General features: G+C 45.9%; 20 protein-coding genes and 1 tRNA gene. 12 read left to right on the forward strand and 9 right to left on the reverse strand.

Annotation, left to right across the window (positions count from 1 at the left end):
* The first annotated feature begins 50 nt into the window (after nt 1-50).
* The gene (locus QTO06_RS11465) at nt 51-1,400 is read left to right on the forward strand and encodes a sigma-54-dependent transcriptional regulator (RefSeq protein WP_331408149.1); all 1,350 of its coding nucleotides are present in this window, start codon (nt 51-53) and stop codon (nt 1,398-1,400) included.
* 23 nt (nt 1,401-1,423) lie between these two features.
* Here the strand turns inward: QTO06_RS11465 and QTO06_RS11470 are convergent, their stop codons facing one another.
* Together QTO06_RS11470 and brnQ are read right to left on the reverse strand one after the other, a co-directional pair.
* The gene (locus QTO06_RS11470) at nt 1,424-2,629 is read right to left on the reverse strand and encodes a GGDEF domain-containing protein (protein ID WP_331408151.1); all 1,206 of its coding nucleotides are present in this window, start codon (nt 2,627-2,629) and stop codon (nt 1,424-1,426) included.
* Nucleotides 2,630-2,793: 164 nt separating this feature from the next.
* A complete protein-coding gene (gene brnQ, locus QTO06_RS11475) occupies nt 2,794-4,101 on the reverse strand; it encodes a branched-chain amino acid transport system II carrier protein (protein WP_331408152.1) in 1,308 nt (435 codons plus the stop codon).
* Nucleotides 4,102-4,937: 836 nt separating this feature from the next.
* Between brnQ and QTO06_RS11480 the strand changes: the two genes are divergently transcribed.
* From QTO06_RS11480 to QTO06_RS11495, 4 genes are all read left to right on the forward strand, one after another.
* On the forward strand, nt 4,938-5,948 hold the full coding sequence (locus tag QTO06_RS11480) for a TAXI family TRAP transporter solute-binding subunit (protein ID WP_331408154.1): 1,011 nt from the start codon (nt 4,938-4,940) through the stop codon (nt 5,946-5,948).
* An 88-nt stretch (nt 5,949-6,036) separates the two neighbouring features.
* Nucleotides 6,037-8,160, forward strand: coding sequence for a TRAP transporter permease (locus QTO06_RS11485; RefSeq protein ID WP_331408155.1), 2,124 nt, complete (start codon nt 6,037-6,039; stop codon nt 8,158-8,160).
* A gap of 8 nt (nt 8,161-8,168) precedes the next feature.
* On the forward strand, nt 8,169-9,401 hold the full coding sequence (gene lhgO / locus QTO06_RS11490) for an L-2-hydroxyglutarate oxidase (RefSeq protein WP_331408157.1): 1,233 nt from the start codon (nt 8,169-8,171) through the stop codon (nt 9,399-9,401).
* Between the two features lie 140 nt (nt 9,402-9,541).
* Nucleotides 9,542-10,063 (forward strand): GrpB family protein, encoded by a 522-nt coding sequence (locus QTO06_RS11495; RefSeq protein ID WP_331408159.1) that lies wholly within the window; start codon nt 9,542-9,544, stop codon nt 10,061-10,063.
* A 46-nt stretch (nt 10,064-10,109) separates the two neighbouring features.
* On the opposite strand, the gene QTO06_RS11500 is transcribed toward QTO06_RS11495, so the two are convergent.
* Nucleotides 10,110-10,517 carry a cystatin gene (locus QTO06_RS11500; protein WP_331408160.1) on the reverse strand — a complete coding sequence of 136 codons (408 nt, stop codon included), beginning with the start codon at nt 10,515-10,517 and terminating at the stop codon, nt 10,110-10,112.
* A 169-nt stretch (nt 10,518-10,686) separates the two neighbouring features.
* On the opposite strand from QTO06_RS11500, the gene QTO06_RS11505 reads away from it, so the two are divergent.
* Together QTO06_RS11505 and QTO06_RS11510 are read left to right on the forward strand one after the other, a co-directional pair.
* Complete coding sequence (locus QTO06_RS11505; protein ID WP_331408161.1) at nt 10,687-11,931, forward strand: NADH:ubiquinone reductase (Na(+)-transporting) subunit B; 1,245 nt, start codon at nt 10,687-10,689, stop codon at nt 11,929-11,931.
* Nucleotides 11,932-12,241: 310 nt separating this feature from the next.
* The gene (locus QTO06_RS11510; RefSeq protein ID WP_331408162.1) at nt 12,242-13,642 is read left to right on the forward strand and encodes a tryptophanase; all 1,401 of its coding nucleotides are present in this window, start codon (nt 12,242-12,244) and stop codon (nt 13,640-13,642) included.
* Between the two features lie 92 nt (nt 13,643-13,734).
* Here the strand turns inward: QTO06_RS11510 and QTO06_RS11515 are convergent, their stop codons facing one another.
* On the reverse strand, nt 13,735-14,346 hold the full coding sequence (locus QTO06_RS11515; RefSeq protein ID WP_331408163.1) for a DUF2913 family protein: 612 nt from the start codon (nt 14,344-14,346) through the stop codon (nt 13,735-13,737).
* A 29-nt stretch (nt 14,347-14,375) separates the two neighbouring features.
* Nucleotides 14,376-14,459, reverse strand: a tRNA-Leu gene (locus QTO06_RS11520).
* Between the two features lie 561 nt (nt 14,460-15,020).
* Here QTO06_RS11520 and QTO06_RS11525 point away from each other — a divergent pair.
* The 3 genes from QTO06_RS11525 (at nt 15,021) to QTO06_RS11535 (ending at nt 18,644) form a co-directional block, all read left to right on the forward strand.
* Entirely contained in the window at nt 15,021-16,229 is a 1,209-nt protein-coding gene (locus tag QTO06_RS11525) for a NupC/NupG family nucleoside CNT transporter (protein WP_005432553.1), read from the forward strand.
* A gap of 208 nt (nt 16,230-16,437) precedes the next feature.
* Nucleotides 16,438-17,712: a sugar phosphate nucleotidyltransferase gene (locus QTO06_RS11530; RefSeq protein ID WP_331408165.1), complete on the forward strand. Its 1,275-nt coding sequence runs from the start codon at nt 16,438-16,440 to the stop codon at nt 17,710-17,712.
* A gap of 113 nt (nt 17,713-17,825) precedes the next feature.
* Nucleotides 17,826-18,644, forward strand: coding sequence for a helix-turn-helix domain-containing protein (locus QTO06_RS11535; RefSeq protein ID WP_038890612.1), 819 nt, complete (start codon nt 17,826-17,828; stop codon nt 18,642-18,644).
* A gap of 12 nt (nt 18,645-18,656) precedes the next feature.
* Here the strand turns inward: QTO06_RS11535 and QTO06_RS11540 are convergent, their stop codons facing one another.
* Both QTO06_RS11540 and QTO06_RS11545 read right to left on the reverse strand, forming a co-directional pair.
* Nucleotides 18,657-19,742, reverse strand: a complete 1,086-nt coding sequence (locus tag QTO06_RS11540; RefSeq protein WP_331408166.1) for a DUF3541 domain-containing protein — start codon at nt 19,740-19,742, stop codon at nt 18,657-18,659.
* A 69-nt stretch (nt 19,743-19,811) separates the two neighbouring features.
* A complete protein-coding gene (locus QTO06_RS11545) occupies nt 19,812-20,420 on the reverse strand; it encodes an alpha-ketoglutarate-dependent dioxygenase AlkB family protein (protein WP_045374996.1) in 609 nt (202 codons plus the stop codon).
* A gap of 139 nt (nt 20,421-20,559) precedes the next feature.
* Here QTO06_RS11545 and QTO06_RS11550 point away from each other — a divergent pair, with 139 nt between their 5' ends.
* Entirely contained in the window at nt 20,560-21,918 is a 1,359-nt protein-coding gene (locus tag QTO06_RS11550; RefSeq protein WP_331408167.1) for a diguanylate cyclase, read from the forward strand.
* 357 nt (nt 21,919-22,275) lie between these two features.
* Here QTO06_RS11550 and QTO06_RS11555 read toward each other — a convergent pair whose 3' ends face one another.
* Nucleotides 22,276-23,832, reverse strand: coding sequence for a DUF3612 domain-containing protein (locus QTO06_RS11555; RefSeq protein ID WP_077202074.1), 1,557 nt, complete (start codon nt 23,830-23,832; stop codon nt 22,276-22,278).
* A gap of 174 nt (nt 23,833-24,006) precedes the next feature.
* Between QTO06_RS11555 and QTO06_RS11560 the strand changes: the two genes are divergently transcribed.
* On the forward strand, nt 24,007-24,585 hold the full coding sequence (locus tag QTO06_RS11560; RefSeq protein ID WP_005432536.1) for a malate synthase: 579 nt from the start codon (nt 24,007-24,009) through the stop codon (nt 24,583-24,585).
* Nucleotides 24,586-24,695: 110 nt separating this feature from the next.
* Here QTO06_RS11560 and gefA read toward each other — a convergent pair whose 3' ends face one another.
* Nucleotides 24,696-25,709, reverse strand: coding sequence for a diguanylate cyclase GefA (gene gefA, locus QTO06_RS11565; protein ID WP_005432534.1), 1,014 nt, complete (start codon nt 25,707-25,709; stop codon nt 24,696-24,698).
* Between the last annotated feature and the right edge of the window lie 94 nt (nt 25,710-25,803).

Consider the following 25,803-nt stretch of genomic DNA (forward strand, 5'->3'; position numbering starts at 1 on the left):
CGTTAATAAAGAGCGATTTCTTTCCCACCCCATAAAGCAGGCAGTAACTCATGGCTTTTGACGACATCCCTAAAATTGCACTTATCGAAGACGATGACATTGTTCGTCAGGCTACCAGCCAATGGCTGCAACTGGCGGGGTTTGACGTGACCGCATTCAGTTTAGGCGAAGAGGGCAAAGCGGCCATTCTGAGCCAAGAATTTGATGCGATTGTCAGTGATGTTCGCCTGCCAGACACCGATGGTTTGTCGATACTAGAAAGTCTGATTGCCAATCACATTCCAACGCCAGTTATCTTGATCACCGGACATGGTGACGTTGATATGGCTGTAGGGGCGTTACAAAACGGTGCGTTCGATTTTATCGAGAAACCTTTCCAACCTGAGCGTTTATCTCAACGTGTGACCGAAGCCGTCGAGAGTTATCGCGCGCAAACGTCTACTCAAGATCGCCAAGAGTACCTATCTAGCGTTAGCGGCTTAGAAGAAGTGTTGATTGGGCGAAGCCGAGTGATGCAACAGCTTAGAGAACAAGTTGCCAAGTTAGCACGCATTGATACTAACGTGATCATTTACGGTGAAACAGGTTGTGGTAAAGAGTTGGTAGCGACCAGTTTGCATAATGAAAGCCAACGCAGAACCCATCATTTTGTGCCAATAAACTGTGGCGCCATTCCTGAGAATCTGTTTGAAAGTGAGCTGTTTGGGCATGAAGCAGGGGCATTTACCGGAGCGGCTAAAAAGCGCATTGGTAAATTGGAATACGCGGATAAAGGTACCTTATTTTTTGATGAAATCGAGAGTATGCCGCTGTCTATGCAGGTGAAAGTGTTGCGTTCATTACAGGAACATACGGTTGAGCGCGTTGGAGGCAATCAACAGATCTCAGTTGATTTGAGAGTGATCGCCGCCGCGAAAGAAGATCTCAATGATCATGATGAGTTTCGTCAGGATTTGTATTATCGACTCAATGTAGCGCAGATCTATTTGCCACCACTACGTGAGCGAGAAGAAGATGCGTTGATCTTGTTCGAACACTTTGCTCTGAAAAGTAACCCTGAGAGTCGTCCACTGAGTGAAGCTGATAGAAAAGCCATTCTTGCTTACGCTTGGCCCGGTAACGTGCGCGAGCTAAGGAATGTCGCGATGCGTTTTGCCTTGGATGAAACCGTTTCCGTAATGGAAATTCTCTCCAGTCGACCCTCTTCTACAACCGAAGAGACACAAGCGGGGGTTCCGTTGGCGATTCAGCTACACAACTTTGAACGTAAGGTACTACACGATTCCTTAGTTCGACACCAAGGACGAATTACGGATGTGATGGTTGAGCTAGATTTACCGCGCCGAACCCTTAACCAAAAGATGCAGAAGTTTGGTTTGAATCGCTCTGATTACACCTAACTGAATCAACTACGGGCTCTATTTTATGCGCTCTCTTTGAAGGAAGAAAACGTCAGCTCTTTGCCTTGCTCGGAGAGAACAGTCACGCGGTCGCGACCATTCTCTTTAGAGTGATACAACGCGTGGTCGGAGCGAGAAATTACATCGTGAAGTGTTTCGTCCGGCTTCATCTGAGCGACACCAAAACTCATGGTCACAGGTATATTGCTTGCGGCGCAGCATGGCTCTGTTCTTACCCAACTGCGAACTTTCTCAGCATACTCTGCAGCTTGTTGGGCTGTATGTTTTGGAAGAACAATCATAAATTCGTCGCCTCCAAAGCGGATGGCTTGGGCTTGTTGAGGAAGATAACGGCTCATAATGTTTGCCACTCGTACAATCGTCTCATCCCCAGCTAAGTGCCCGCATGCGTCGTTAATGTGTTTAAAGTTATCAATGTCCGTCATGATGATGCTAAAGCTTTCTCGTTTGTCGATTACTCGCTGCATCATCTTCGGTATAACCTTTTCCATGGCTCTGCGATTAAGTAATCCAGTCAGCGCATCCTGAATCGAAAGGTTTTCAATCGAAATTAATAAACGAGCGTTGATTAGCCAAAGCATGCAAAAGCTCATTGAGACGACAAGGCAGATGCTAAATAGGAAGGTGAGCTGATGGATCAGTCCTGCAGACATAAAGCTCGATAACTCTGAACCAAAATAAGACCAAATGACTCGCACGGCCATAAAAGCGCCATATCCAATTAGCGAAGCAGCCATGCCGATCATTGGCCATTTATCGTCTTGATTGTCGCCTTTCATCATCGCCCAGCCACTTGCTAACGTTACTGCTGATAAGTAAATACTGATCACCAGAATACGGATACGGATAGAGGGCATATGGAAAGTGAAGTAGTAAATGAGAGCGACAACAATGGGTAGCACAGCAGTAAAGCCGTAAGCGATCCTAAGTGTAAAAGCGCGGAAGATACAAACACCATAAAGTGTCAGCAGAAAGCCAATGAGCAACGTAGTATTAGAAGCGACAACGGTGAGCCAGTCGGAAGCGCTGTCCCGAAAGCTCAGGAGTAAAGGCCCACCCCCAATGAATAACAATGAGATAGCAAAACAGGTTAACCCAGGAATTTTGCGCTGTTGGTATTGGGTAAAAAGCAGCCCGACTGAGTAGATACAAGAGAAAAGAATAATGATGAAGTTGAGAGTTCTTATATCTAAAGAGAAGTTGTCCATGTCGCCATCCTAGCCGCTCATCTTACATTTTATAAATCATACGCTTATTAAATATAGGCACGACTTATACTAGAGCAATTGATGCCAGATGTCTTGGATAGCTGATACTTTTGGTGATTAATGGAACAAGCCCACACTTGGTGGGCTTCGGTCTGAAATATGTCTTAATTTGTAGATTTTGCAACCGTCAACTGCGCTTTCGGTTTGGTCGCCACTACACCCACAATCACCATAGCAATGGTCGGAACAATCCAGCTTGCAAAATAGTGGTACAGCGGCATGTTGCTGTCTAACCATTGGTTTGCGGCTTCTGGCATGTAACCTAGGATGTGCAACGCATCAACACAACCAAACGTTAGAGCAGTGAACGCCGTCGCGACGACCATGATTTGCGGCATCTTGTTGCGCACTGGTGCCATGATCATCAATGCAATCGCTACTGGGTGAAGCGCCACAACCGCTGGCAATGTGATTGCCAATAGTTGCTCCAGACCTACGTTGGCGATCAAACCAGCCAATACCATGGTCGTGATCACGCAGCCTTTGTAGTTCACTTTGCTGAAAGTGTTGTCGTAAAACTCACTGCCTGCAGTGGTTACGCCGATAGCAGTAGTCAAACACGCCAATACCATCACGGCACCAAGTAATAGTGAACCAAATGCGCCGAAGTGGCTGAAGGTGAATGCCGTTAAGATGTCGCCACCGTTGCTGAACTCAGAACCCAAGTACGAGCTTGTCGAGCCAATGTAAGCCAATGAGATGTAAACAAATGCCATGGCAACCGCGTACATCAAAGCGGCAATTAGCGTGTATTTTGCGGTGGCTTTCGGACAATCCACACCCATGCTGCGAATCGCTCGGAAGATGATCCAACCAAAACCGATAGAACCTAGCGCGTCCATGGTCATGTAGCCTTGGGTTAAGCCTTCAGCAAATGCGCCAGATACATATGGTCCCGTTGCAGTAGTAAGCTCGCCGGCTGGATAAACCAGAGCGGTTACAGACATGATCACTAAAATAGCCATCAATGCCGGGGTTAAGATCTTGCCTAGGTTGTCGACTAATTTGCCCGGGTATAGCGCAAACAAAATGGTGATAACACAGAAAGCAATTGTGAAAGGTACCAAAGCGGCATCACCAAACATTGGTGCAAAGCTAAATTGGTAAGCCACGGTAATCGCACGTGGTATTACGAATGCAGGACCAATCACGATAAATACCATTACCCAAAAACTGGTCGCCAAAGGTTTAGGTAGGGCGGCGGTTAATTTGTCTGAACCGTTTACGATAGCGACCATCACCAGTGCCATTGCAGGCAGACCTACGCCCGTTAAGAGGAAGCCAGACATCCCGCTCAGAAAGTTTTCACCTGCTTGATAACCCAAAAATGGAGGGAAGATCAGGTTACCTGCGCCTAAGTACATGGCGAAAGTCATGAAGCCCAAAGCGGCGATATTGCGTGCGCTTAACATTGTTATTCCTCTTATGTTTCGCTTGGAAGAAACTGAAAGGAATGGGAGGAGTATGTGGTGTTCCCGTCAGCTTCTTCTCAAGCTGACAGAAAGTTTAGATATAGCCTGTCAGCTCTGGATCAGTTTCAGAGAGAGCAGGAGGATCGCAGCAGCAACGCCAGATGGGCGTTTTAAAGCGAATTGTAAATGCGCAGTTGCTGACATGGGTGATCCTTAATGACGAAAAAATACCAAGGAATACGTTTGCCTTGGCGTGTTGTTACCCTAACGAACATAGGGCTATTGGCACAACCCCGAAGTAGAAAATAAGTTGATACGGTCAATGTTTGTTTCTGAACTGGTGGATCGAACTGGTTTTTAAATCCAAAATTAGAATAAATGACTTTTCATTTCTGTAACATGGCTTGTTTTGCTATATTTTTGTGCTATTTGTAGTCGTTTAGGCTATAAACCTCCGCTGATAAAGTGAGCAGTTTAGAATGATGCGCTTTTTCTTCTTATTGTTAAGACGCTCATTAGTTGCAGTTCAATCCAAAATTGCATCGGCAAAATATTGCTTATTAGCCAATCGGGCATTTGTTTTGTGTTGATCACATTTTATTAACCTTTTGCGATCTAGGCGTGCAACCTTCTTCTCTTCAATGAGCAAGATTTTGCTCATTACTTTGCTATCAAATCAGCAGAATTTTGCTCATTTTTGATGTCTTTCAGCACTTAGTTCAATAAATACAAAGGGTTAAAAGTTGGCATTTCAATTGCTCTAGGGAATGTGTTGTTAATAAAGATTTAACATGATGTAAATCCCCAATCGTGAAACGACTACACGGAGAGTAATAATGAAAATGAATAAGCTGGTAAAAGCTTTGGCTGTCGCTGTGACTTCTTTTGGTATTGCTGCTAACGCTGCGGCAGAAGATCGTAGTTACATTCTTGCAACGGCATCGACAGGTGGTACCTACTACCCTGTGGGCGTAGCGTTGGCGACGTTAAGCAAAGTGAAATTGGCACCAAAGCACCACTTCTCCCTTTCTGCAATCAGCTCTGCGGGCTCTGGTGAAAACGTTAAACTGCTGAACGAAAACGAAGCACAGTTCGCGATTTTACAAGGTCTTTACGGTGCGTGGGCTTGGTCTGGCGAAGGTCCTTATGAGAAGAGCGGTCGCCAAGAACAACTGCGCTCAGTCTCTATGCTGTGGCAAAACGTTGAGCACTTTATTGTTCGCTCTGACTTAGCAAAAACTGGCACGATGACAGATCTGAACAACCTAGATGGCAAGAAGTTCTCTATCGGTAAGAAGAACTCTGGCACTGAGAACTCTGGTCGCCAAATCATGAAAGGTCTGAAGGTCGACCCTGATAAATTCAACCTTGCGTACATGGGCTACGGCGGCAGTGCGAGCGCACTTCAAAACGGCACCATTGACGGCATGAACACGCCTGCGGGTGTGCCAGTTGGTGCAGTAACTCAAGCTTTTGCTGCGCTAGGCAAAGATATTTCGATTCTTTCGTTTACCGATGAGCAGATTAAAGAGGCGAATGGCAGTTATAACCTATGGACGAAGTACGAGATCCCAGCGAACACTTATCCGGGTCTAGATAAGCCGATCACCACCATTGCACAGCCAAACTTCTTGGCAGTTCGTGAAGATATCTCGGAAGAAGACGTTTACCAGCTAACTAAAGCGATCTACGAGAACCTGCCTTTCCTACAAGGCATCCACAAAGCAACAAAAGCAATGGCGATTGAGAAAGCGATCGCTGGCTTGCCAGTGCCTCTTCACCCAGGCGCGGCGCGTTACTACAAAGAAATGGGCATCGAAATCCCATCAGACCTAATGGCGAAATAACGCCTACTTCGCCCCGAGTTTCGGCTCGGGGCATTTTATCCCTACCGATTTCTAAGATGGAAAAAGCCGCTAGAGCTTGGAGTATGAGATGAGCGACTCAATAGAAAAGGAATTGCAGAAGTTTGAGCTGCCCACGCGCACTGATTTTCCGTGGGTAACCACCACAATTACAGTGTTTGGCGTGGTGTTGTCTGCTTTGCACATTTGGTTTAATACCTTATCGACGTTACCAGAGTTATGGATTTCCGCGACCCACTTTGCTGGCTTTGCGGTGATTTGTGCGCTTTGGTATCCGGCTCATATCTCTCTCAAGCAGAGTAAGGTTGCACTCGGCATCGATGTGTTGATTGCCATGGGCGCTGTCGCGTGTTTGCTCTACATTCCCTATGCCGAAGATGCGCTATATGAACGCGGTGTTAAGTTCGTGACCAGCGATTGGGTCTTCGCCATCATGGCAATCCTGATTGTTATTGAGCTGATCCGACGCACCATGGGTTGGTTTATTCCTGTGCTGATTGTGGTGTGTTTAAGCTACGTTGTGCTTTGGGGTAAGTGGGCGACAGGTATTTTCCACTTCCCGGGTTTGAGCATGGAAACCTTGCTCTACCGCAGCTTCTATTCTTCTGAGGGCATGTTTGGCTCTATCTCGCGCATCAGTTGGACTTTCGTATTTATGTTCATTCTGTTTGGGGCGTTTCTCGTTCGCTCTGGTGTCGGTGATTACATTATCAATGTGGCACGTGCTGCGGCTGGCAAAATCATTGGTGGTCCCGGTTTTATCGCAGTGATTGGCTCTGGTTTGATGGGCTCAGTATCCGGCTCAAGTGTGGCAAATACGGTTTCAACCGGTGTTATCAGTATTCCTTTGATGCAAAAAGCAGGTTTCCCTTCGCGCTTCGCGGCGGGGGTTGAAGCTGCGGCGTCGACAGGTGGTCAGTTGATGCCACCAGTGATGGGGGCGGGTGCTTTCATCATGGCGTCTTACACGCAAATTCCGTATGTTGATATCATCGCGGTGTCTTTTATTCCTGCTCTTATCTATTTCTTGTCTGTGGCGTTCTTTGTGCGTATCGAAGCCAAACGCAGCGGCGTTCAAAAAATCACGACCAGTGATGAGTCTCTACTGAAAGTGCTGATCAGCGGTTGGCACAACCTTATCCCGCTGGCGGTATTGGTTACTTTGTTGGTTCAAGGCTTTACGCCAACTTACGCTGCTGGCTTGTCGATCATTTCTGTGGTGGTGGCTTCTTGGTTCTCAAAAGATCACAAGATGGGACCAAAAGCGATCATCGAAGCACTTTCACAAGGTGCGAAAAACATGGCGACAACCGCCGTATTGCTGGTGGGTATTGGTTTGGTGATCAACGTGATCAGCACAACGGGCATCGGCAACACCTTCTCATTGATGATCGACGGTTGGGCGAATGGCGACTTGTTCATCATGATCGTTCTTATTGCGCTCGCCTCTCTGGTTTTGGGTATGGGTTTACCTGTGACAGCGGCGTATATTGTATTGGGTACACTGTCTGCCCCTGCGCTTTACAAGTTGATTGCGGAAAACCAATTGCTTGAATTGATGGTGTCGGGTCAATTGCCAGAGCAAGCAAAAGCGATCTTTATGTTGGCAGCGCCAGAAAAGCTGGAACTGCTTAATGCACCAATGGCGCTGGAAACCGCGAAAGAAATGGTAGCGCTAGTACCTGCGGACTTTATGGAAACCCTACTAGAGCAAAGTCTGGGTATGGAAGCGGTAGGCTTAGCACTGCTGGCTGCTCACCTCATTATCTTCTGGTTATCGCAAGACAGCAACGTTACGCCTCCAGTGTGTTTGACCGCATTTGCGGCAGCAACCATCGCGAAAACACCGCCAATGCGTACCGGTTTGATGGCGTGGAAAATCGCTAAAGGTTTGTATCTTGTGCCGCTACTTATTGCCTACACAGGCTTGGTCAGTTGGGATGTGACGTCGGTGATTACTGTAGGCTTCTTTGCCATCATAGGTACCTATGCATTGATTGGTGCGATTGAAGGCTACTTGGAAGGTCCTCTAAACATTCTGACGCGTCTCTTGTTGGTAGTGGTGGGTACATTGCTGGTTTGGCACGACATTCCAATGTTGATTCGTGTGGCAAGCTGCGCGGTATTTGTCGCGGTGTTCATTTACAGTGGTCGCAAGTTCAAATTGCAACAATCTCAACTATCGGTTTTATAAGAGGTCGTATGAAATCAGTCTATGACTACATCATTGTTGGTGGCGGTATCGTTGGTGTGTCGACGGCATGGCAACTGCAGCAACGTCATCCAGAAAAATCCATTTTATTGGTTGAGAAAGAGTCCGGCTTTGCCAAGCATCAAACCGGACACAATAGTGGCGTGATTCATGCTGGGGTGTACTACGCACCAGGTAGCTTAAAAGCCGATTTTTGTAAGCGTGGGGTAGAGCGAACCATTTCGTTCTGTGCTGAGCACGATATTCCAGTGGAGAACTGTGGCAAGTTACTGGTTGCGACCAATGAGCAAGAAGTCGAACGCATGAATGCCCTCTATGAGCGCTGCCATGTCAACGGCATCGACGTAAAGCTACTCGATGAAGTTCAACTCAAACTGGCTGAGCCAAACATCACTGGCTTGGGTGCGATTTATGTCAAAACCACCAGTATTGTCGATTATCGTTTGGTCACTGAGCAGATGGCGGAAGAGTTCCAAAAGCTCGGCGGTCAAATTAGCCTGAGAACCAAAGTGGTGGCTGCCGAAGAGAAGGATGAAGAAGTCCAACTGACCTGCATTTCAGACGGTCAAACTATGCAGCTCAATGCCAAGTTCTTGGTCACTTGCAGCGGCTTGATGGCGGATCGCATGACTAAGATGATGTCTATTCCGACCGATTTCCAAATCATCCCTTATCGTGGTGAATACTACCGTTTAGATAGCAAACACGACCAATTGGTGAACCATCTTATTTATCCAATTCCAGACCCTGATTTGCCATTCTTAGGTGTCCACCTAACTCGCATGATTGATGGCAGTGTGACCGTTGGTCCAAATGCGGTGCAAGGCTGGAAGCGAGAAGGGTACGACAAGGTTAATTTCAGCTTGCAAGATACCATGCAAATGCTCAGTTTCTCCGGTTTCTGGAAGGTGACACAAAAGCATCTAAAAACCGGATTGGATGAGTTTAAGAACTCGTGGTGGAAGCCGGGCTATCTCAAGTTGGTCAACAAATATTGCCCAAGCATCAAGGTCGATGATCTCAAACCATATCCTGCGGGGATTCGCGCACAAGCAGTGTTATCCGATGGAACCTTGGTTCATGACTTCTTGTTTGCCGAGAGCGCAAGAAGCCTGCACGTTTGCAATGCCCCCTCTCCTGCAGCGACATCTGCAATGCCAATTGGGGAATACATTTGCGATAAGGTGAATGAGAAGATAGAGGCGAAAACCAAGGCGGTTTAACCGTAGAAAGCCAAACTAAAAGTACTCCAGAACCCTATTTGTTGGATTATTAATATCGAGTGTGCCGGAAGTTTGGCTTTTACTTTGGTGGTTGGATAACTTCCTTCTTATGATACTTGGGTTTATCAGGAGAGGGATGGATGAAACTAGGTTTAGCCAATCACAAAGTAGACGTCGTTAAACATGACCCAGCATGGCGACAGGAGTTTGCACGCAGCCGATCTGAACTGGCGTTAGTGACGGAGATTCCGCCAACTCAAATCGAGCATATTGGCAGTACTGCTATTATGAATATGCCTGCCAAACCTATTATCGATGTTGTGCTAGGTATTGAGCACTTTCCTCATGTTTCTCCAAAACTGATTGATGCACTGAAAAGTGTTGGATTTCTGCGCTTGAAAGTGGAAAAGCAAGATGAGATTGTCTTTGCGAAGTTCACCGATGATTCTTATCAAGTCAAAACACACTATCTGCACCTCACTCAGTATCAAGGACAGTTGTGGCGAGACTGGATTCAATTTCGAGATAGACTAAATGGAAATGCTGAGCTTAGAAGCGAGTATCTAACTCTGAAGTTTTCTTTGGTGGAGCAAGCTGAAATAACCATCGAAAAATATACGGATGCTAAAGCCGAGTTCGTAAAGAAAGTCATCTCGACATAAAACAAAGGCGACTAAACGGTCGCCTTTGCTGTATTTGGAAGAGCAGTTAGGACTCTCCACCTTTAGGGCAAAGTTCGCCTTTCTTGGCGTGTCTTTCAATCATGTAATCGCCTCGGGCACTGTGCAAAACAATCGCATTCCAAACTTGCCCGTCTTTGAGTTCAAACTCCATCGCATAGTGTATACCGCCGACGATTTGAGTTCTGACATCATTGATTTGCTTTAACTTATTTGTCGCATTCATTTGATGCAGAATCATGCTTAGCGAGCGCTCGGCATCCGGTGTCACTTTCGCCACTTGCCAACCTCCAGGGACACCACCTTTCGAGCCGCAGATGGCTTGCATTTTCTTCTTCAGACCAGGAGACATTTGCTTGTCCACGGCCAATGCGTTACCTGCAAATGAAAAAGTGGCCAACGACATCATCGCGGTCCACATCATCCTTAACTTCATAATCCACTCCATTGTTTTGTTATTGATTGAGTATAAGCACGCCTTTCACGGTTTACATAATAGCAAGGTCTTCGGTGCCAACAGATAAATACGTAATGGGGGAGTTAAACAGGCTAAAAACGATCGCTTTTGATAGCGGCTCGTAACATTCTTTAGAGGAGGAGACGTTATGAGTCTGAAGCATTATTTTGAAAAGGTCTCACCAAAGTTTGAACCGGGAGGCCAATACCACAAGTTCTACCCACTCTTCGAGGCTGTTGAAACCCTTTTTTATACGCCGGGTAAAGTGAATCACGGCGTAACCCATGTTCGAGACAGCATCGATTTGAAGCGCATCATGATCATGGTGTGGTTAGCCGTATTCCCCGCGATGTTTTGGGGGATGTATAACATCGGTCAGCAATCCAGCGATGCTTTGCTGTACGGCCTTGACCAAGCTGCCGCTCAACAAGCCATTGATGCCTCTTGGGGGCTGAGTTGGGTTTGGGGTTCAGTAGAGGCGGCGAGCCAAGCGGGTTGGGCGAGTAAAATGCTGGTCGGTGCAACCTACTTTTTGCCTGTCTACGTGACTGTTTTTGTAGTTGGCGGCTTTTGGGAAGTGCTGTTTGCTATCGTCCGTAAGCACGAGGTAAATGAAGGCTTCTTTGTTAGCTCCATTCTGTTTGCGTTAATTCTCCCGCCCACCATTCCGTTGTGGCAAGCCGCATTAGGCATCACTTTTGGCATCGTGGTGGCGAAAGAAATCTTCGGTGGTACGGGGCGTAACTTCTTAAACCCCGCGTTGGCAGGGCGCGCGTTCTTGTACTTCGCTTATCCAGCCAATATGTCTGGCGGTGCCGTTTGGGTTGCGGCAGATGGTTACTCTGGTGCAACCCCTCTTAGCCAATGGTACGAAGGTGGTCAGAGCGCTTTGGCCAACAACATGACAGGCCAGCCAATCTCTTGGATGGACGCTTTCGTCGGTAATTTGCCGGGCTCTATGGGAGAAGTCTCGACCCTGCTGATCGCGCTTACAGGTCTGGTGCTGATCTTTATGAAGATCGCGTCGTGGCGGATTGTTGCGGGTGTCTTTGTTGGCTTAGCCGTGACGTCGTTATTGCTTAATGCTATTGGTTCGAATACCAATCCTATGTTCTCTATGCCTTTCTATTGGCACTTTGTGATTGGTGGTGTTGCGTTTGGTACTTTCTTTATGGCGACAGACCCAGTATCCGCTGCATTCACCAACGGTGGCAAGTGGGCTTACGGGATCTTGATTGGTGTGATGACGATATTTATTCGCGTACTCAATCCAGCCTATCCGGAAGGCATTATGTTAGCGATTTTGTTTGCCAACTTATTCGCACCGCTGTTCGACTACATGGTGAAAGAGAACAACGTTAAACGCAGAATGAAAAGGGTGAGACCTTCGTGAAATGAGGTAAGGTTCACTGAAATTTGGTTGAAAACTGCACTATATTGAAAAGGTCAGAGACATGGGGTTTCTGGCTTTTCTTTTTATCAGGAGGACGAAGACGATGAGAATTAAGGATATTCTCGATAGCCGTTTGGTGCTGTCGTTCTGGTACAACCTAGACTACTGCTTGTCTCTTCTTAGTAAAATTTCTGCGCGTTAATTTCCTCAATGCGCCCGCATTGAGCTTTTCTAGTTTTCTAATAAAAATCAAGAAATTGAAGCAGATTGCGCTTATTCGCGCAAAGCAATGCGTATAAGGAAATTAATAATGAAACGTATCCCAGAACCGTTCCGCATTAAAATGGTTGAGCCAATCAAAATGACGACATTGGCTGACAGAGAGATTGCCCTTAAACAAGCGGGTTTTAACCCATTTCTTCTTCGTAGTGATGATGTTTACATCGACCTGCTGACCGACTCTGGCACTGGTGCTATGAGTGACAATCAATGGGCAGGCATCATGATGGGTGATGAGTCCTACGCGGGGAGTCGCAACTATTACAACTTGTGTGATGCGGTAGAGCACTTCTTTGGTTACAAGCTTACTGTGCCGGCGCACCAAGGCCGTGGTGCAGAGCAAATCTTATTCCCAGCTCTGATCGAGCGCATGCGTCAGGTTCGTGGAGGTGAGACTCCAGTGTTCATCTCTAACTACCACTTCGATACGACGGCGGGCCACATTGAACTCAATGGCGGTAAAGCGATTAACGTAGTGACGGAAGAAGCGTTCGATACGACAACGCCATATGACTGGAAGGGTAACTTTGACCTCAATAAGCTGGTGGCAACGATTGAAGAACATGGTTCTCACAATATCTGTGCGATCATCACAACGGTCACGTGTAACAGTTCAGGTGGTCAACCTGTGTCGATGGAAAATATGCGCAGCGTGTACGAAATCGCAACCAAGTATGACATCCCTGTGGTGATTGATTCGGCTCGTTACTGTGAGAACGCTTACTTTATCAAGCAGCGTGAAGCGGGTTATGAGAACAAATCGATTCTGGAAATCATTCGCGAGATGTACCAATACGGCGACATGCTCACTATGTCTGCGAAGAAAGACCCGATGGTGAACATTGGTGGTATGTGTTGTATTCGCGATCATCAAGAGCTTTTCCAAGCGGTTCAAACACGATGTGTACCGATGGAAGGCTTTGTCACTTACGGTGGTATGGCGGGTCGTGATATGGAAGCCTTGGCTCGCGGGTTGTATGAAGGTGCGGATGAAGACTATCTTCACTACCGCATTAGCCAAGTACAATATTTAGGTGAACGTCTACGCGAAGGGGGTATTCCAATTCAATACCCAACAGGTGGTCATGCTGTCTTCGTTGATGCGGCGAAGATCTTACCGCATATCCCCGCGGATCAATTCCCTGCGCAGGTGCTGTGTAATGCCTTGTATTTAGAGGCAGGCATTCGTGCGGTAGAGATTGGCTCACTGTTGCTTGGTCGAGATCCGGAAACGGGTAAACAAAAAGCTTCAGAACTTGAGTTGATGCGTTTGACCATTCCACGTCGTGTGTACACCAACGATCACATGGATTACATCGCTGATGCGATCATCGAGTTGAAGAATCGTGCTCATGAACTAAAAGGATTGACGTTTGAATACGAACCACCAGTACTTCGTCACTTCACAGCTCGTTTCCGCGAACTGGATTAATAACTCTATGGGTCGCTACTGACATTGATAAACGTTAATTAAGCAAAAAGCCGCGAACTTCGCGGCTTTTTTTGATTTATCTGAGTGTCGTATTACGCCAAATCCAACGTGATTCGCACAAACTGCTCGTCTTGGTACAGCACTTCGTAATTGAAGGTGTTGCTCGCGTATATACTACCCAGGAACAGAGAGCGTTGACTCATAGGGCCACGGAAAAGCATCGAAATAGGTGCGATTAGGGCGTTATTATCGTCGAAATGTTGGTTTAAATTCTCTGACAACACACACAGCAAGCAGCCATGTTGGTCATGGGATAGATCCACATCTTCCGGACGAGAAAGTAGTACAGTCGTACCCAGTTTTTTCTCAACTTCATTGATCAACAGTAGGTAACTGTCGAGGTGAGGCTGTGGGTTTCCTGGTTTATCGGCACCTACACAACGTTCGAGTAAGGCTTCTAAATTGCCATTTTCCCCTTTTGCCTGTTGAGTCAGAGACTTTAATGGCTTTTTAATCAGTTTGTAGCGATTGCTTTTGAGCTTAGGCTTAAGCCACTTTTGCAATAGATCGTTACGTTCTTTAAGGGGAAGCATTCGCGATGATGCGTGGATTTTGAAGTGCAGGTGTAATAAGGCGTGCACCGCGAGTTCGCTAAGTAGTTGGTTAGCGTCAGCGGATTGTTTTGCCTGTTTAGAACTTTGCATTACACTCTAAATTCTTTGAAAGAAAGGAATGGTGCCGAGAGAGGGACTCGAACCCTCACACCTAAGGCACTAGCACCTCATGCTAGCGTGTCTACCAATTTCACCATCTCGGCATCATGATGCTCTGAATACACAGAGGCTTCTGAATGAAGCGTTCCAAATTGTATATCCAAAATCCATAGATTGGCGAGAGCAAAATTGCTCATTTTTGGTCTTTGGTGTTCAACTGAACATTTATTGTTCATTTTTAGCCATTTCATCCTATCTTTCCCTCCTAATACCCCTATTTTCCCTACAAGTATGACCATAAAAAGGCATCTTTGCTTAAATTATGAACGCTTGAACGTTTGCGTAAATAAATGTGATGAAACTCTCGTTTTTATGGCTATACTTGCGACCCGTTTAAGCGGGAATTAGGGTTCGTTGTTCAGGACCCTTACCCATACAAGCCGTCACATGGAGCGAGATGAGTTACGAACTCTCTAGCAGTGAATGACCCCACGGACCGGACCAGCTACGTTCAATTGCTTGTATAAGGTAAAAATAAGATGTCGAACTATCCGTTCTTCCTCCAATCTGGATCTGCGAGTGCATGGTCACTCGATGCGTTGTCCCTTTCTTCTGCCAATGCTTTTGGCGTTCCTTTCTTTTTCAACGTTCAGTAGGTCCGATTCATGAGTGTTCTATTTAGTCTATTTGGTATTGTTGCACTGTTAGGTTGTGCGTTCCTGCTGTCAGAGAGCCGTTCTTCAATCAATTGGAAAACCGTGTCTCGTGCATTGCTGCTTCAGATGGGTTTTGCAGCCTTAGTGCTTTACTTCCCATGGGGACAAGCGGCGCTAGCCAGTTTGAGTAATGGGGTTGCAGGGTTATTAAGTTTTGCCGATGAAGGCATCAAATTCCTCTTCGGTGACCTTGCTTCTACAGGCTTCATCTTCGCGGTTCGCGTTCTTCCTATCATCATCTTCTTCAGCGCTCTTATCTCTGCCCTTTACTACTTGGGTATCATGCAAAAAGTGATTCAATTTATCGGTGGTGCAATCCAAAAATTCTTGGGTACCAGCAAAGCAGAATCTCTTGTTGCGACAGGTAACATCTTCCTCTCTCAAGGCGAATCGCCACTTCTTATCCGTCCTTTCTTGCAAAACATGACTCGTTCAGAACTGTTCGCGGTAATGGCAGGTGGTATGGCATCAGTCGCGGGTAGTGTTCTAGGTGGTTATGCAGGTCTAGGTGTAGAGCTTAAGTATCTAATCGCAGCGAGCTTCATGGCTGCTCCTGGTAGCCTTTTGATGGCGAAAATCATCGTGCCAGAGCGTCAAACACCAAGTGATTACAACAACATCGAGTTGGATAAGTCTGAAGAGAGCAACGTGATCGACGCGCTAGCAAGTGGTGCGATGGGCGGTATGAAAGTCGCGGTTGCGGTAGGTACAATGCTGATCGCGTTCGTGAGTGTGATTGCAATGGTGAACACGGGTCTGGAAAACCTAGGCGAAATGTTCGGCTTTGCGGGTATCACGCTACAAGCCATCTTTGGCTACCTATTTGCCCCTCTCGCTTGGTTAATCGGCGTTCCGGGTCACGAAGTATTAGCGGCAGGCTCTTACATCGGTCAGAAAATCGTAATGAACGAATTCGTGGCATTCATCGATTTCGTCCAACACAAAGCAACGCTGACTGAACATACGCAAGTGATCATCACGTTTGCATTGTGTGGTTTCGCGAACATCGGTTCTATTGCAATTCAACTTGGCTCTATTGGTGTAATGGCACCTGAGCGTCGTAAAGACGTAGCGAACATGGGTCTGAAAGCGGTAGCGGCTGGTACGCTAGCGAACCTAATGAGTGCATGTTTGGCTGGCATCTTTATCTCGCTATAAGGAACGCCACCACATAAACAACCATTCAAAACCCGCCACTTCGGCGGGTTTTATTTTATTAAGCTACCGAATGAGAGGTGAGTTAAATATTGGGTAGGTCATTGCCCGATAATATTCATTATTGAGTAAATTGACACCTCAATTGAATAGTACTTGCGTACGGTTTGCATTTACTTTCTAAATTATTAATAGAATAAGGAAGTTGTACGTGACGTCAAAAATCGTATCGGTGGTATTAACCGATAGAGGTTGGAATGGGCTAGGTCCACTCACTCAAACATGCTGTAAATCCATCACACCTTTCGTAGGTTCTCACCGTTTAATTGATTTTTCGCTAACTAACCTCATTCAAGCAGGAATAAAGCGTAATCTTGTCCTCAGTCGTTTTTATTGCGCACCGTTAGTTGCTCACCTTAAGCATGCATGGCAGCACTACAAATCGAGAATCGAAGTGCTCGAACCCATTTATTCTCAAGCTAAGTTATTACCTAAGCTGCAACAGAATTGGACTGATGTTTTATTGCAGCATTTAGATGTCATCAATCGACCCTCCGATGAACATGTCTTGCTGGTCGGTGGTGAGCAAATCCATCGCAATTACATTTCTTCTTTGCTGCACTACCATCAAATCCAAAATGCCGAACTCACGTTAGTTGTGGCTCAGGTTCCTGTCGCACAAGCGTCTCAGTATCATGTCGTTGAGTTAGATGAACACCGTCAAGTCATTGATATTCAACACCAGCCCCCAACTCCAGCAGAAATTCCAAACAAACCAGGCTTTGCCATGGTATTAACGGAAAATTACCTCTTTCAGCGCCCCGTGTTGGTCAAAGGTCTGTTTAATAATGCCAAGAAGCTTGATGGTAAGCATGACTTGACCAAGGATATCGTCTCTCTGCTTGCTCGTAGAGTGAAAACGGCATTGTTTGACCTTGGCGAGATTGACGAAAAACAAGCACCTACATACTGGCATAACGTTAATAATCTTGATGATTACTGGCGACTGCAGATGATGATGCTGGTGGAACAGAGTGTTGATGGTAAGAGTGGTACTGATGCACTGTTGAGCCAAAGGGTTGAATCTAAAAGACCAATAGAATATTGCAACATCGAAGAAATCAAAGTTCGCATTAAAGACAGTTACATTGCCTCAGGTTGTCAGATAGAAGGAGCATGCGCGATTCGCTCCGTGATTGGTGAGGAATGTGAGTTAGGCAGAAACAGCATTGTGCATGAATCCATCTTAATGGGGCGCTGTAAAATTGGAGCGAATAGCCGGATTACGCGAACCATTATTGAAGAAGATGTTGAGATCGCCCCAGGCACAGTGATCGGTGAGAAACCAAAAAGAGACAAAGCGCGCTTTGAGATGACTGACGGTGGCTTAATTGTCATTCCAAAGGGCAGCCGCGTTGGTTTTGAGGAAGAAGCCACCCCACTGCATGAAAATTACCCCGAAGGCATTACAGATAACGTCGTGTAATGCAGGTATCTTGAGTTGAAGTGTTATTGACTCACACAATCACAATTTGGTGTCTATTCTAATTATAACTACACATATTTTTCGCAATTATTGGCGCTTGGCTAGGAGAAAAAATGCAGTTCGACCGACTTCAATTTGCCGATGCATTGAAGCATTTTAGGAAAAAATATAAATATTCACAAGACAGTTTAGCGGAGCTGCTTTCTTCTTCGCATCGTGTATTCTCGAGCTTGAATCAAGCAACCTTGAGCCAGTGGGAAAGGCAAAAAATCGAGCCAACGCTACTAAGGCGTCTTGGTATCGCACATTTCTTTCAGCAGCCTTACCACTATGATTCTCAGGAGTTAAAGATCGTTAAAAAAGCCCTGCAACACCCGGTCAATTTTCAAAATTTAAGCACGGTATACGACTATGAAATCACTCATACCGGTCACGTGCCTTTTGATAAGTTGGAAGAGGAGGATAGGGCTTTAGTGATCGATTCTCATCTGAGAATGAACGGGGGAGATATCATCGATACTCTTAATGAGCTTGAGCTTCATCAGCCCAAAATCTATTGTTTTTACTATAGAAAAATGTTGGTAGGGCACGTGGTCTATGAGCAGAAAAACAACTCAATTTATTTGGTGAGTGTGGTCTTTCTTACCAAGTCGATTCGAACTCAAATATTGAATCACATTGCTGGGATCAGCAAAGGTCTTATGGTTTATTTTCCGATCCGAGATCATAGCTTGAATCAGTTTATGGAAGATTGCTTCTTAGAAAGGTGTTGCTCTAGTCACAGCATTACTTTCTATACAGGCACCAGTCGTCAGTTTTTTGAGAACCCGATGATCAAAAGTGTTATGCAGGGGTTCCAAGATTTTCGATTGGTTCGATACGAGCAAATGTTGAAAAGTAAAGCTTTTAAGCCTGCCCACTCGATCCTGTAACCTGCGTTGATATCAGTGCTTTGACACTAACCCATAAGGCAGAGACTCAAACGCTTGGGGTTGGTTTTGTATTGTTGGGGCTTGGTGTACACCTTGCCAATCCAAAAGCATGATGGCCAACACATTGCGGTGTTCACCATATTTCAAGTCGTAGTCCCCTTCCACGGAAGGGATCATCCCTTGCTGCGTATTAATGGCACTTTGGATTGCTTGACGAGTTTTTTCGACGACTGGGTCACTATCCAACCCCGCAAGGAGAAATGAAATCCCGACCTCGGCAACCACATCCTCTTTAGAGCGCAGAATGATGGTGTCGATATTGTCTCGGAAGTAGTCATAAATCCACTGATGGTCAGCTTCATTCACCTGTTTTTGGTAATACTGCGAATCACCCAAAATAATGTGAGTCATACCGTAGATCTTATTACTGTATTGCTGCGGTGACAGTTTTTTATCTTGGTTGTCTGGGTAGGTCGTGTGAAACGCATCGGTAAATGCATTAACCACATCTTGTTCGCCGAGCTGACGTAGCCAGTAGACCTGGTTCGCCAATTGCGCCGCCCAAGCTTCTATCATTTCTGGGTCAGTGGCGTAGCGTGTGAAATCGTATCGACGTAAGACACCCCTTAGCGTTTTGTCTTGTTTGTGCTTTAAGCCGTACTCGTCAGCTCTTGCCATTGCTCCAATCAGATCGATGCCTAAGTAGAGGTATTCTGGTTGGTGCTTGGTAACGGTGTAGCGACGTTGGCTCCGTTCGTCTTCTTTATCGTGGTAAGTCGCTAAACGTTCTTCTGAGTAGAGAAAAATTTGCTCGGGTGCAGTGACTTCATTGGCAAAATGATTGAGACGGTTCGCGACTTGTGCCATGTCTGTCCATACGGCGGGTAGATACTTGTCATTTAACGTTTGGCGATACATACGAAGGCCGAAATGCCCCTCTCGAAACGCAGGCAAGGTATATAGCTGCGATTCGTACGTATCTTTGATCAACTGTGCGGACTGTGAATAGGTTAAAACCGGTGCCTCTTGAGAGGCTTGCGCCTGAAAAGCCAGTGAACAGGAGAGCAACACGGCTAAGCTGAGAGGTCTGATACGCATAAACACATTCCGATTGAGAGCCAAGATTCAAGCCTAGCATTAATGCTTTTTTGATATGTAATGACTCAGTCAATAGTTGGTCACGATATGGCGGAAAGTCAGATTAATACGCTCGCCTTTTGGTTTTGCCGTTTTAGGAACGGCATGCTTCCAGTGATGTTGTAACTCTCCGGCCATAATGAGCAGAGAACCATGGCTAAGCTCATATTCTAATTGGGTTTTACAATGTAAATTCCTTAGAACAAATCGGCGAGTTTCCCCCAAGTTGATAGAAGCGATTACAGGGTTTCTTCCTAGCTCAGGCTCATTGTCTTGATGCCATCCCATAGAGTCTTGGCCATGACGATAGAGATTCGCTAAGACAGAGTTAAATTTCACCTCAGCAATGGCTTCACTGCGTGTTTTCAGTTCAATCAGTTCCGGTGTCCAAGGGTGAGGAGTCATGGTTAGTCCTGAATAAGTGTAAGCGGCGTCACCATGCCACGCTTGTAGTCGAGGCTGTAATACCGATCGTCCAAACATCATGATGTTTTCTTGTTGCCAAGGTAAGGTTGCGCGAAGCTGCGAAAAGCAGCGATCAGCATCTAAGTGACCGAGAAAGTGAGGATCATAGTAGATCTTCCCTTGTGCTACTTCTTGCCAAAATGAGCTTTTGAATAAATCGCCTTGTACTTGCATCTCACTTTGCCTTTTTGATAGATAAGATTTTTAGATATTTATTACCTTTACGATAGCTATTGGTTATCCTTAAGGTAAATAAGTATTTTAACAATAATTAAAGAAAACTCTTGGAACGCCGAGAGTTAGTGGGGAACAGATGCAGTACTCATCGAAGAAGCAAGGCTACTTTGCATTGTTCTTCCTCACTTTTTTTGCCCTATGCGTTGGAGTCATTGAGTTGTTGCACTACAACCAGCTCAACCTTCACCGAGAGCGACTTCAAGTTGAGGCCAAAGAACAACTTTCTATGCTCCGCTCCAATTTGGAAGCGGACCTGATGGCTGACATATACAAAGCTAGCACTCTTGCGACTCTTATTACATTGCTACCGAACCATGAAAACCGCAAGTTAAACATGGCTGCGAATCGTATCCTCAATAAAAGCAATCATATTACGGTAATCGGCATCGCGGAAAATGATGTGGTAAGCCATATCTATCCACGTCGAGGGAACGAGCGTGTTATTGGGCTGGATTACCGAACGGTGCCAGCGCAGTGGGTTCAAATCCAAAAAGCCAAAGACATTCAAGAGATATTCATCGCAGGTCCAGTCGAGCTCGTTCAAGGTGGGCGAGGATTGATTGTTCGTGTGCCTGTATTTCGTGATCCCCCAATAAACAAGGATTACTGGGGTGTGATCAGTGCTGTGATCGACTTTAATGGTTTGCTCCGAGAAACCGGGGTGATGGACTTCTCTTCTCATTATCCGATGACCATTCGTGGTTATGACAGCAGTGGCGAGCTTGGCGATATATTTTTCGGTGAGCAGAAGCTTAGTGGGAAGGTTTACGCCAAAGAGCAAGTGCATTTTCCCTACGGAGGCTGGAGCTTGGCGGTGTATTCCGGTGCAGATTTAGACCAGCAATTACCATGGTACACATTGCAGCTAACGAGATTAGTCGGCTATCCGATTGTTCTTGGATTAAGTATCGCCCTGATTGTGATTTACCGATTGTATATTGTGGCCGATAACCGAGCACTGCATGATGAACTTACCCAGCTGCCCAATCGTCGTTACTTTATGCAGTCTTACAAGCATCAATTTCAGATCGCGAAACGCTATAAAAAGCGCTACAGCTTTGCGCTTGTGAACATCGATCTTGATCGCTTTAAGCATATTAACGATACCTATGGTCATGATGCAGGCGATAAAGTGCTGATCGCCTGTGCTGAGCGGATTAGAAGCAGTTTACGACGTTCGGATATTGTGGCTCGCATGGGAGGAGATGAATTTCTCGTGATTGTCCACAATCCGAAAACGGAAGACAGCATTCATGCTCTAGTGAAAAAGCTTCGTTTTGCCCTGTGCTCGAATCCAGTCATTTATGAACAAGACTTGATTTATCTGAGAACTAGCATTGGGTATGCGATGTTTGATCCTGAAATGACATCACCTCAACAGATGATGAAAATCGCCGATGAACGCATGTATCAGCAAAAACACTACGGTGGATAATCAGTAAAACCATGAATCTAGAGCCCCGCACACTGCGGGGCTTTTTAATTTTGAATTTCTTTCTTATTAAAACGCCATTTTGCTGACAAAGGGATTAGTAGCAATGCGCATGGTGGCATATTTGCATTGGTTTGCATTTTGCAAATGCGATTTGCAAAATGTGTGCTCAATAAAACACCAATATGCATCAGGATCGAAGAAAAAAGGCGTTTTTAAAAGTTGGCACGCATCGTGCTTTATACAGATTGACCCTTATTAAGCCGAGGGTCACCTAGCCAACTGACGTTGTTAGTGAATACACATTGTTCACAAGTATATACCGCCAATCACCTTTATTGTGATTGGCGTTTTTTCTTTCTAGAGCTCGATAATTTGCGGCTCGTCACCTGAATCCGCTGATTCACCGCACTTGTTATAACAACTTGGTTGTCTTGGACACACGGCTCCTCGTGAACAAATCAATCTTGCTTGGGTTTGAATTCCCCTTTCTATCCAATTGATGTTGAGAATCTTGGCTATCGTGGTGAGATCTTTCTTGATGTGCTGAGGTATGACAGTACTTCCGCCTGAAGAGACGCACAGCGATTTCAACTCTTCTGCAATGGCAATCGCATCCCCCCCCTGAGCTGAGATAGCAGGGTTGAGGTCAATACCTGCGCATAGAACGCGGTTGTTGCCCGCTGGGTCGAAGACATTGACCGACTCACAGCAATAGATACGTGGTTCGTTACCGACATTAAGAATTGAAATCTGTGCTGAACTGGTGTCCAGCGGTTGTGATAAGCGACGGAACACTGCCCAGTGCTGACATGGGTCGTTGACCTTGCGCATATTCCCCCAAGGAAGCGGGATACCATTACCACGATATACGGCTTTGAGTTTACCCGGGCCATAAGCATCAAAGTAATGCCAATGCGGATAAGGTGATACGACCGTCATTCGGCGCATCGCAACAGAAGGGGAGACGCCCGCTTTTTTGTGTACATCGATTTCATAACCAGAGCGGTCGAGCAATTGGCGAAACGGTACTTTTGGACACAGCAGGGCTCCAGCAAAGAAGCTTGATTCAAAATCACGCCACGCTTGTAAAATGTCTTGTGAGTTAAGCTCAGAGTTCGATACTTGCGATCCGCTTTGCTCCCAGTTGTTCTGATGCCCAATCGACAATACATTACTCATGCCGTCGCTGCTGTGCAGTACACGATGGCCAATGTAAACGGCTAAATCGTATTTCAGGCGTGTTGGGTAGTCGCGCATGCGCTTGTTGAGGTAAATCGTCCCTGGCGCCTCCATAAAAGAGGTGATCAGCTGTTTCGCACTCACGCCAAGCTCATCAATCACATCCTGTGGCGCTCGGTCTACCCAACGAATGTCCAACCCCATGCTTTTAGCAATGTCGATCAGATCTTCCACTGACAAGTTAAGGCGCTTTAGTCCGACTTCTTCAGCGGCTCGCTCTAGATCTGGGAAGTGGTTTTGATGGTTCTCTTGGTGGGCCCGTATCAGCAGATGAGCAAACTGACGCCCAGTGATGCCAGTTTGGGAGAGCATTTCTGGTATTGCGATTTGCAGGATGTCATTGGAGAACAAGAAACTCGGTTCAAGGGCCATTCCATTGATGCCACCACGATTACCTTTATTCGGTGTGATCGCTTCCAGCTCTGGCTCATCATCTAAAAACCATGCAGGCTCTTTTTGGAAAACTTCGGCGATCACTTCCAGCATATCGATACTTGGAACGCGTTTTCCACGCTCGATCATCGATAGGTAAGAAACCGACGGCGCGTACTCAGGATTGATCCTAACGCAACGCGCAGACAAATCTTCCATCGTTAAATGGTTGTTCTTCCTCAGGTTACGAATTTTCGTCCCGAGAAAATGAGATTGGCGGATAAGACTTTTTGACACAGACATTTTGTAAAATTCACATTGTAAAATTTTTGTTGTGAAATTGTAGTTAATAATTCGCTAGTCTACATAATGAGCAGGCAAGGAAATTAACCATCCACTTCACAGAATTGCCTGAAACTTAAACAAGGGTTTTAAGTTTTTACTCTAGGAAGAGTGTTTAAGTGCGAGGAAACGACGATGAATATGCTGAATTTCGATAAAAAAGACATCCAACAACAAGAACGCCCATTTATCGCTGAAGCCGTATTTGCCGTCGAGGCGGTAAGTGCTGAGCAGCAAAGCGAGAAGCAAGTTAAGGCGAAGCAACTACTGGACCGTATGTTCCCACTGGAGAATGGTTCACACCAAGACGTATCAAGCTATGTGATTGATTACCGCCATGTGATGGCTTATTTCAAAGACGGTACACACAGCGGTCTGAAAAGCCCAAAACATTTTGTAGCGTACACTGGTGAGAAAGAAGATCCGAAATCGATCCTATTTAAAGATGAGTCAGGCAGCCACGTAGAAGTGATGTTTGGCTGTCATAAAGGCACGGGTTGTGTGGAGTTGATGGACATTGATGACATTCAACTGGAAACACGTACTACCTTCAGCCCTGAGCTAATTGGTAATGCACCGACCGCAATGCGTCATTGGATCAGCCTAATTAAAGGTGATAAGAAAGGAAAACCGATGGCGTGCAGTGAAGACAAAGAGTACACCGCGAAAAACGGCGACGACTACTTCCTTAGCTACTGCTACAGCATTGATTAATGGTTTAGGAAGTATCATTAATAACGAGCCAGCTCAAGAAAGACAAAACCCCAAGTACATGCTTGGGGTTTTGTCTTTTAAAAGGGACGGAATGAGCAGGTGAACAAGCTTTACAGCGGCATTACTCGGTTTCGGCCCAGTTGTTTTGCTTCATACAACTGTTTATCAGCCTTATTCACCAAGCTATCCAACGTATCGCCAACTTCATACTCTGCGACACCAAAAGAAGCGGTAATACTTTGCACTTGGCTGCCCGAACGTTTGTCACGGACACGCAGTTTTTCGATCATTCGGCGTAACGTATCGGCGTATTGGCGACCGATGCGCAAAGATTTATTCGGTACGATCAAAGCAAACTCTTCACCACCAAAACGATAAGCGCTGATACCATCACGGCAGCTTTGTTGCAGACGGCGTGCAATGGCTTTAATCACCGTATCGCCAAACAAATGACCGTAGTTGTCGTTAAATGCTTTGAAGTGATCAATATCCAGCATAACCAAGGTCATTGCTTGATTGCTGTCGATCAGCATTTGGAGGTCACTGTCGAAAGCACGGCGGTTATACAGGTTGGAAAGACCATCGAAAAGAGCGTCTTTTTGTACTTCAGCCAATTGGTTTTTTAGACGAGAAATTTCTTCACTAGCCGTCGTTAGTTGGCTATTTAGAAACTTAGTCGAGTGACGAATTTCACGAGATTCCGCGACGAGCTGACGAACCACATTCATCACTTCTTCAATACTCAGGCTATTATCTTCAACCTTTTCGAGCTTGTTAAAGCTTTTGTCCACCATATCAGAGAAGGAGGAGGTATCTGTAATAGTGTCACTCATCGAGCTAGAGACTTCACCCAACAGTACTTCTACGTTGGTTTTGAGTTCTTCTAAACTGGTTTCGGCTTTACTCGCGACGTAGCTGTTGTAGAGCTGCTTGTGCATCGCTGGTGGGCAGACGTCATAATTCTCCAGAACCATATCTAACTCTTGGTTAAGCTCTGGGATGGTTTTGTCTACGTAGGTGTACCACAAAGCGTAGTTTGCTGGTGTCGCTGCTACGTGGTTCTTGATCATTAGTGGTACCGCTTTTTTTAGATTCGCGGTTGATTTTTTAAATTCGTCGGTCATTTCTGCAATGTGGCAAGCAAAATGGAATTAGGCTAAGGGTAACGGATATAAAACAATATCGCTTTATTTTTTGTCATTTTTGCTTGGTTTTCTT

This window comes from Vibrio sp. M260121 (assembly GCF_036533715.1).
Taxonomy (GTDB): domain Bacteria; phylum Pseudomonadota; class Gammaproteobacteria; order Enterobacterales; family Vibrionaceae; genus Vibrio.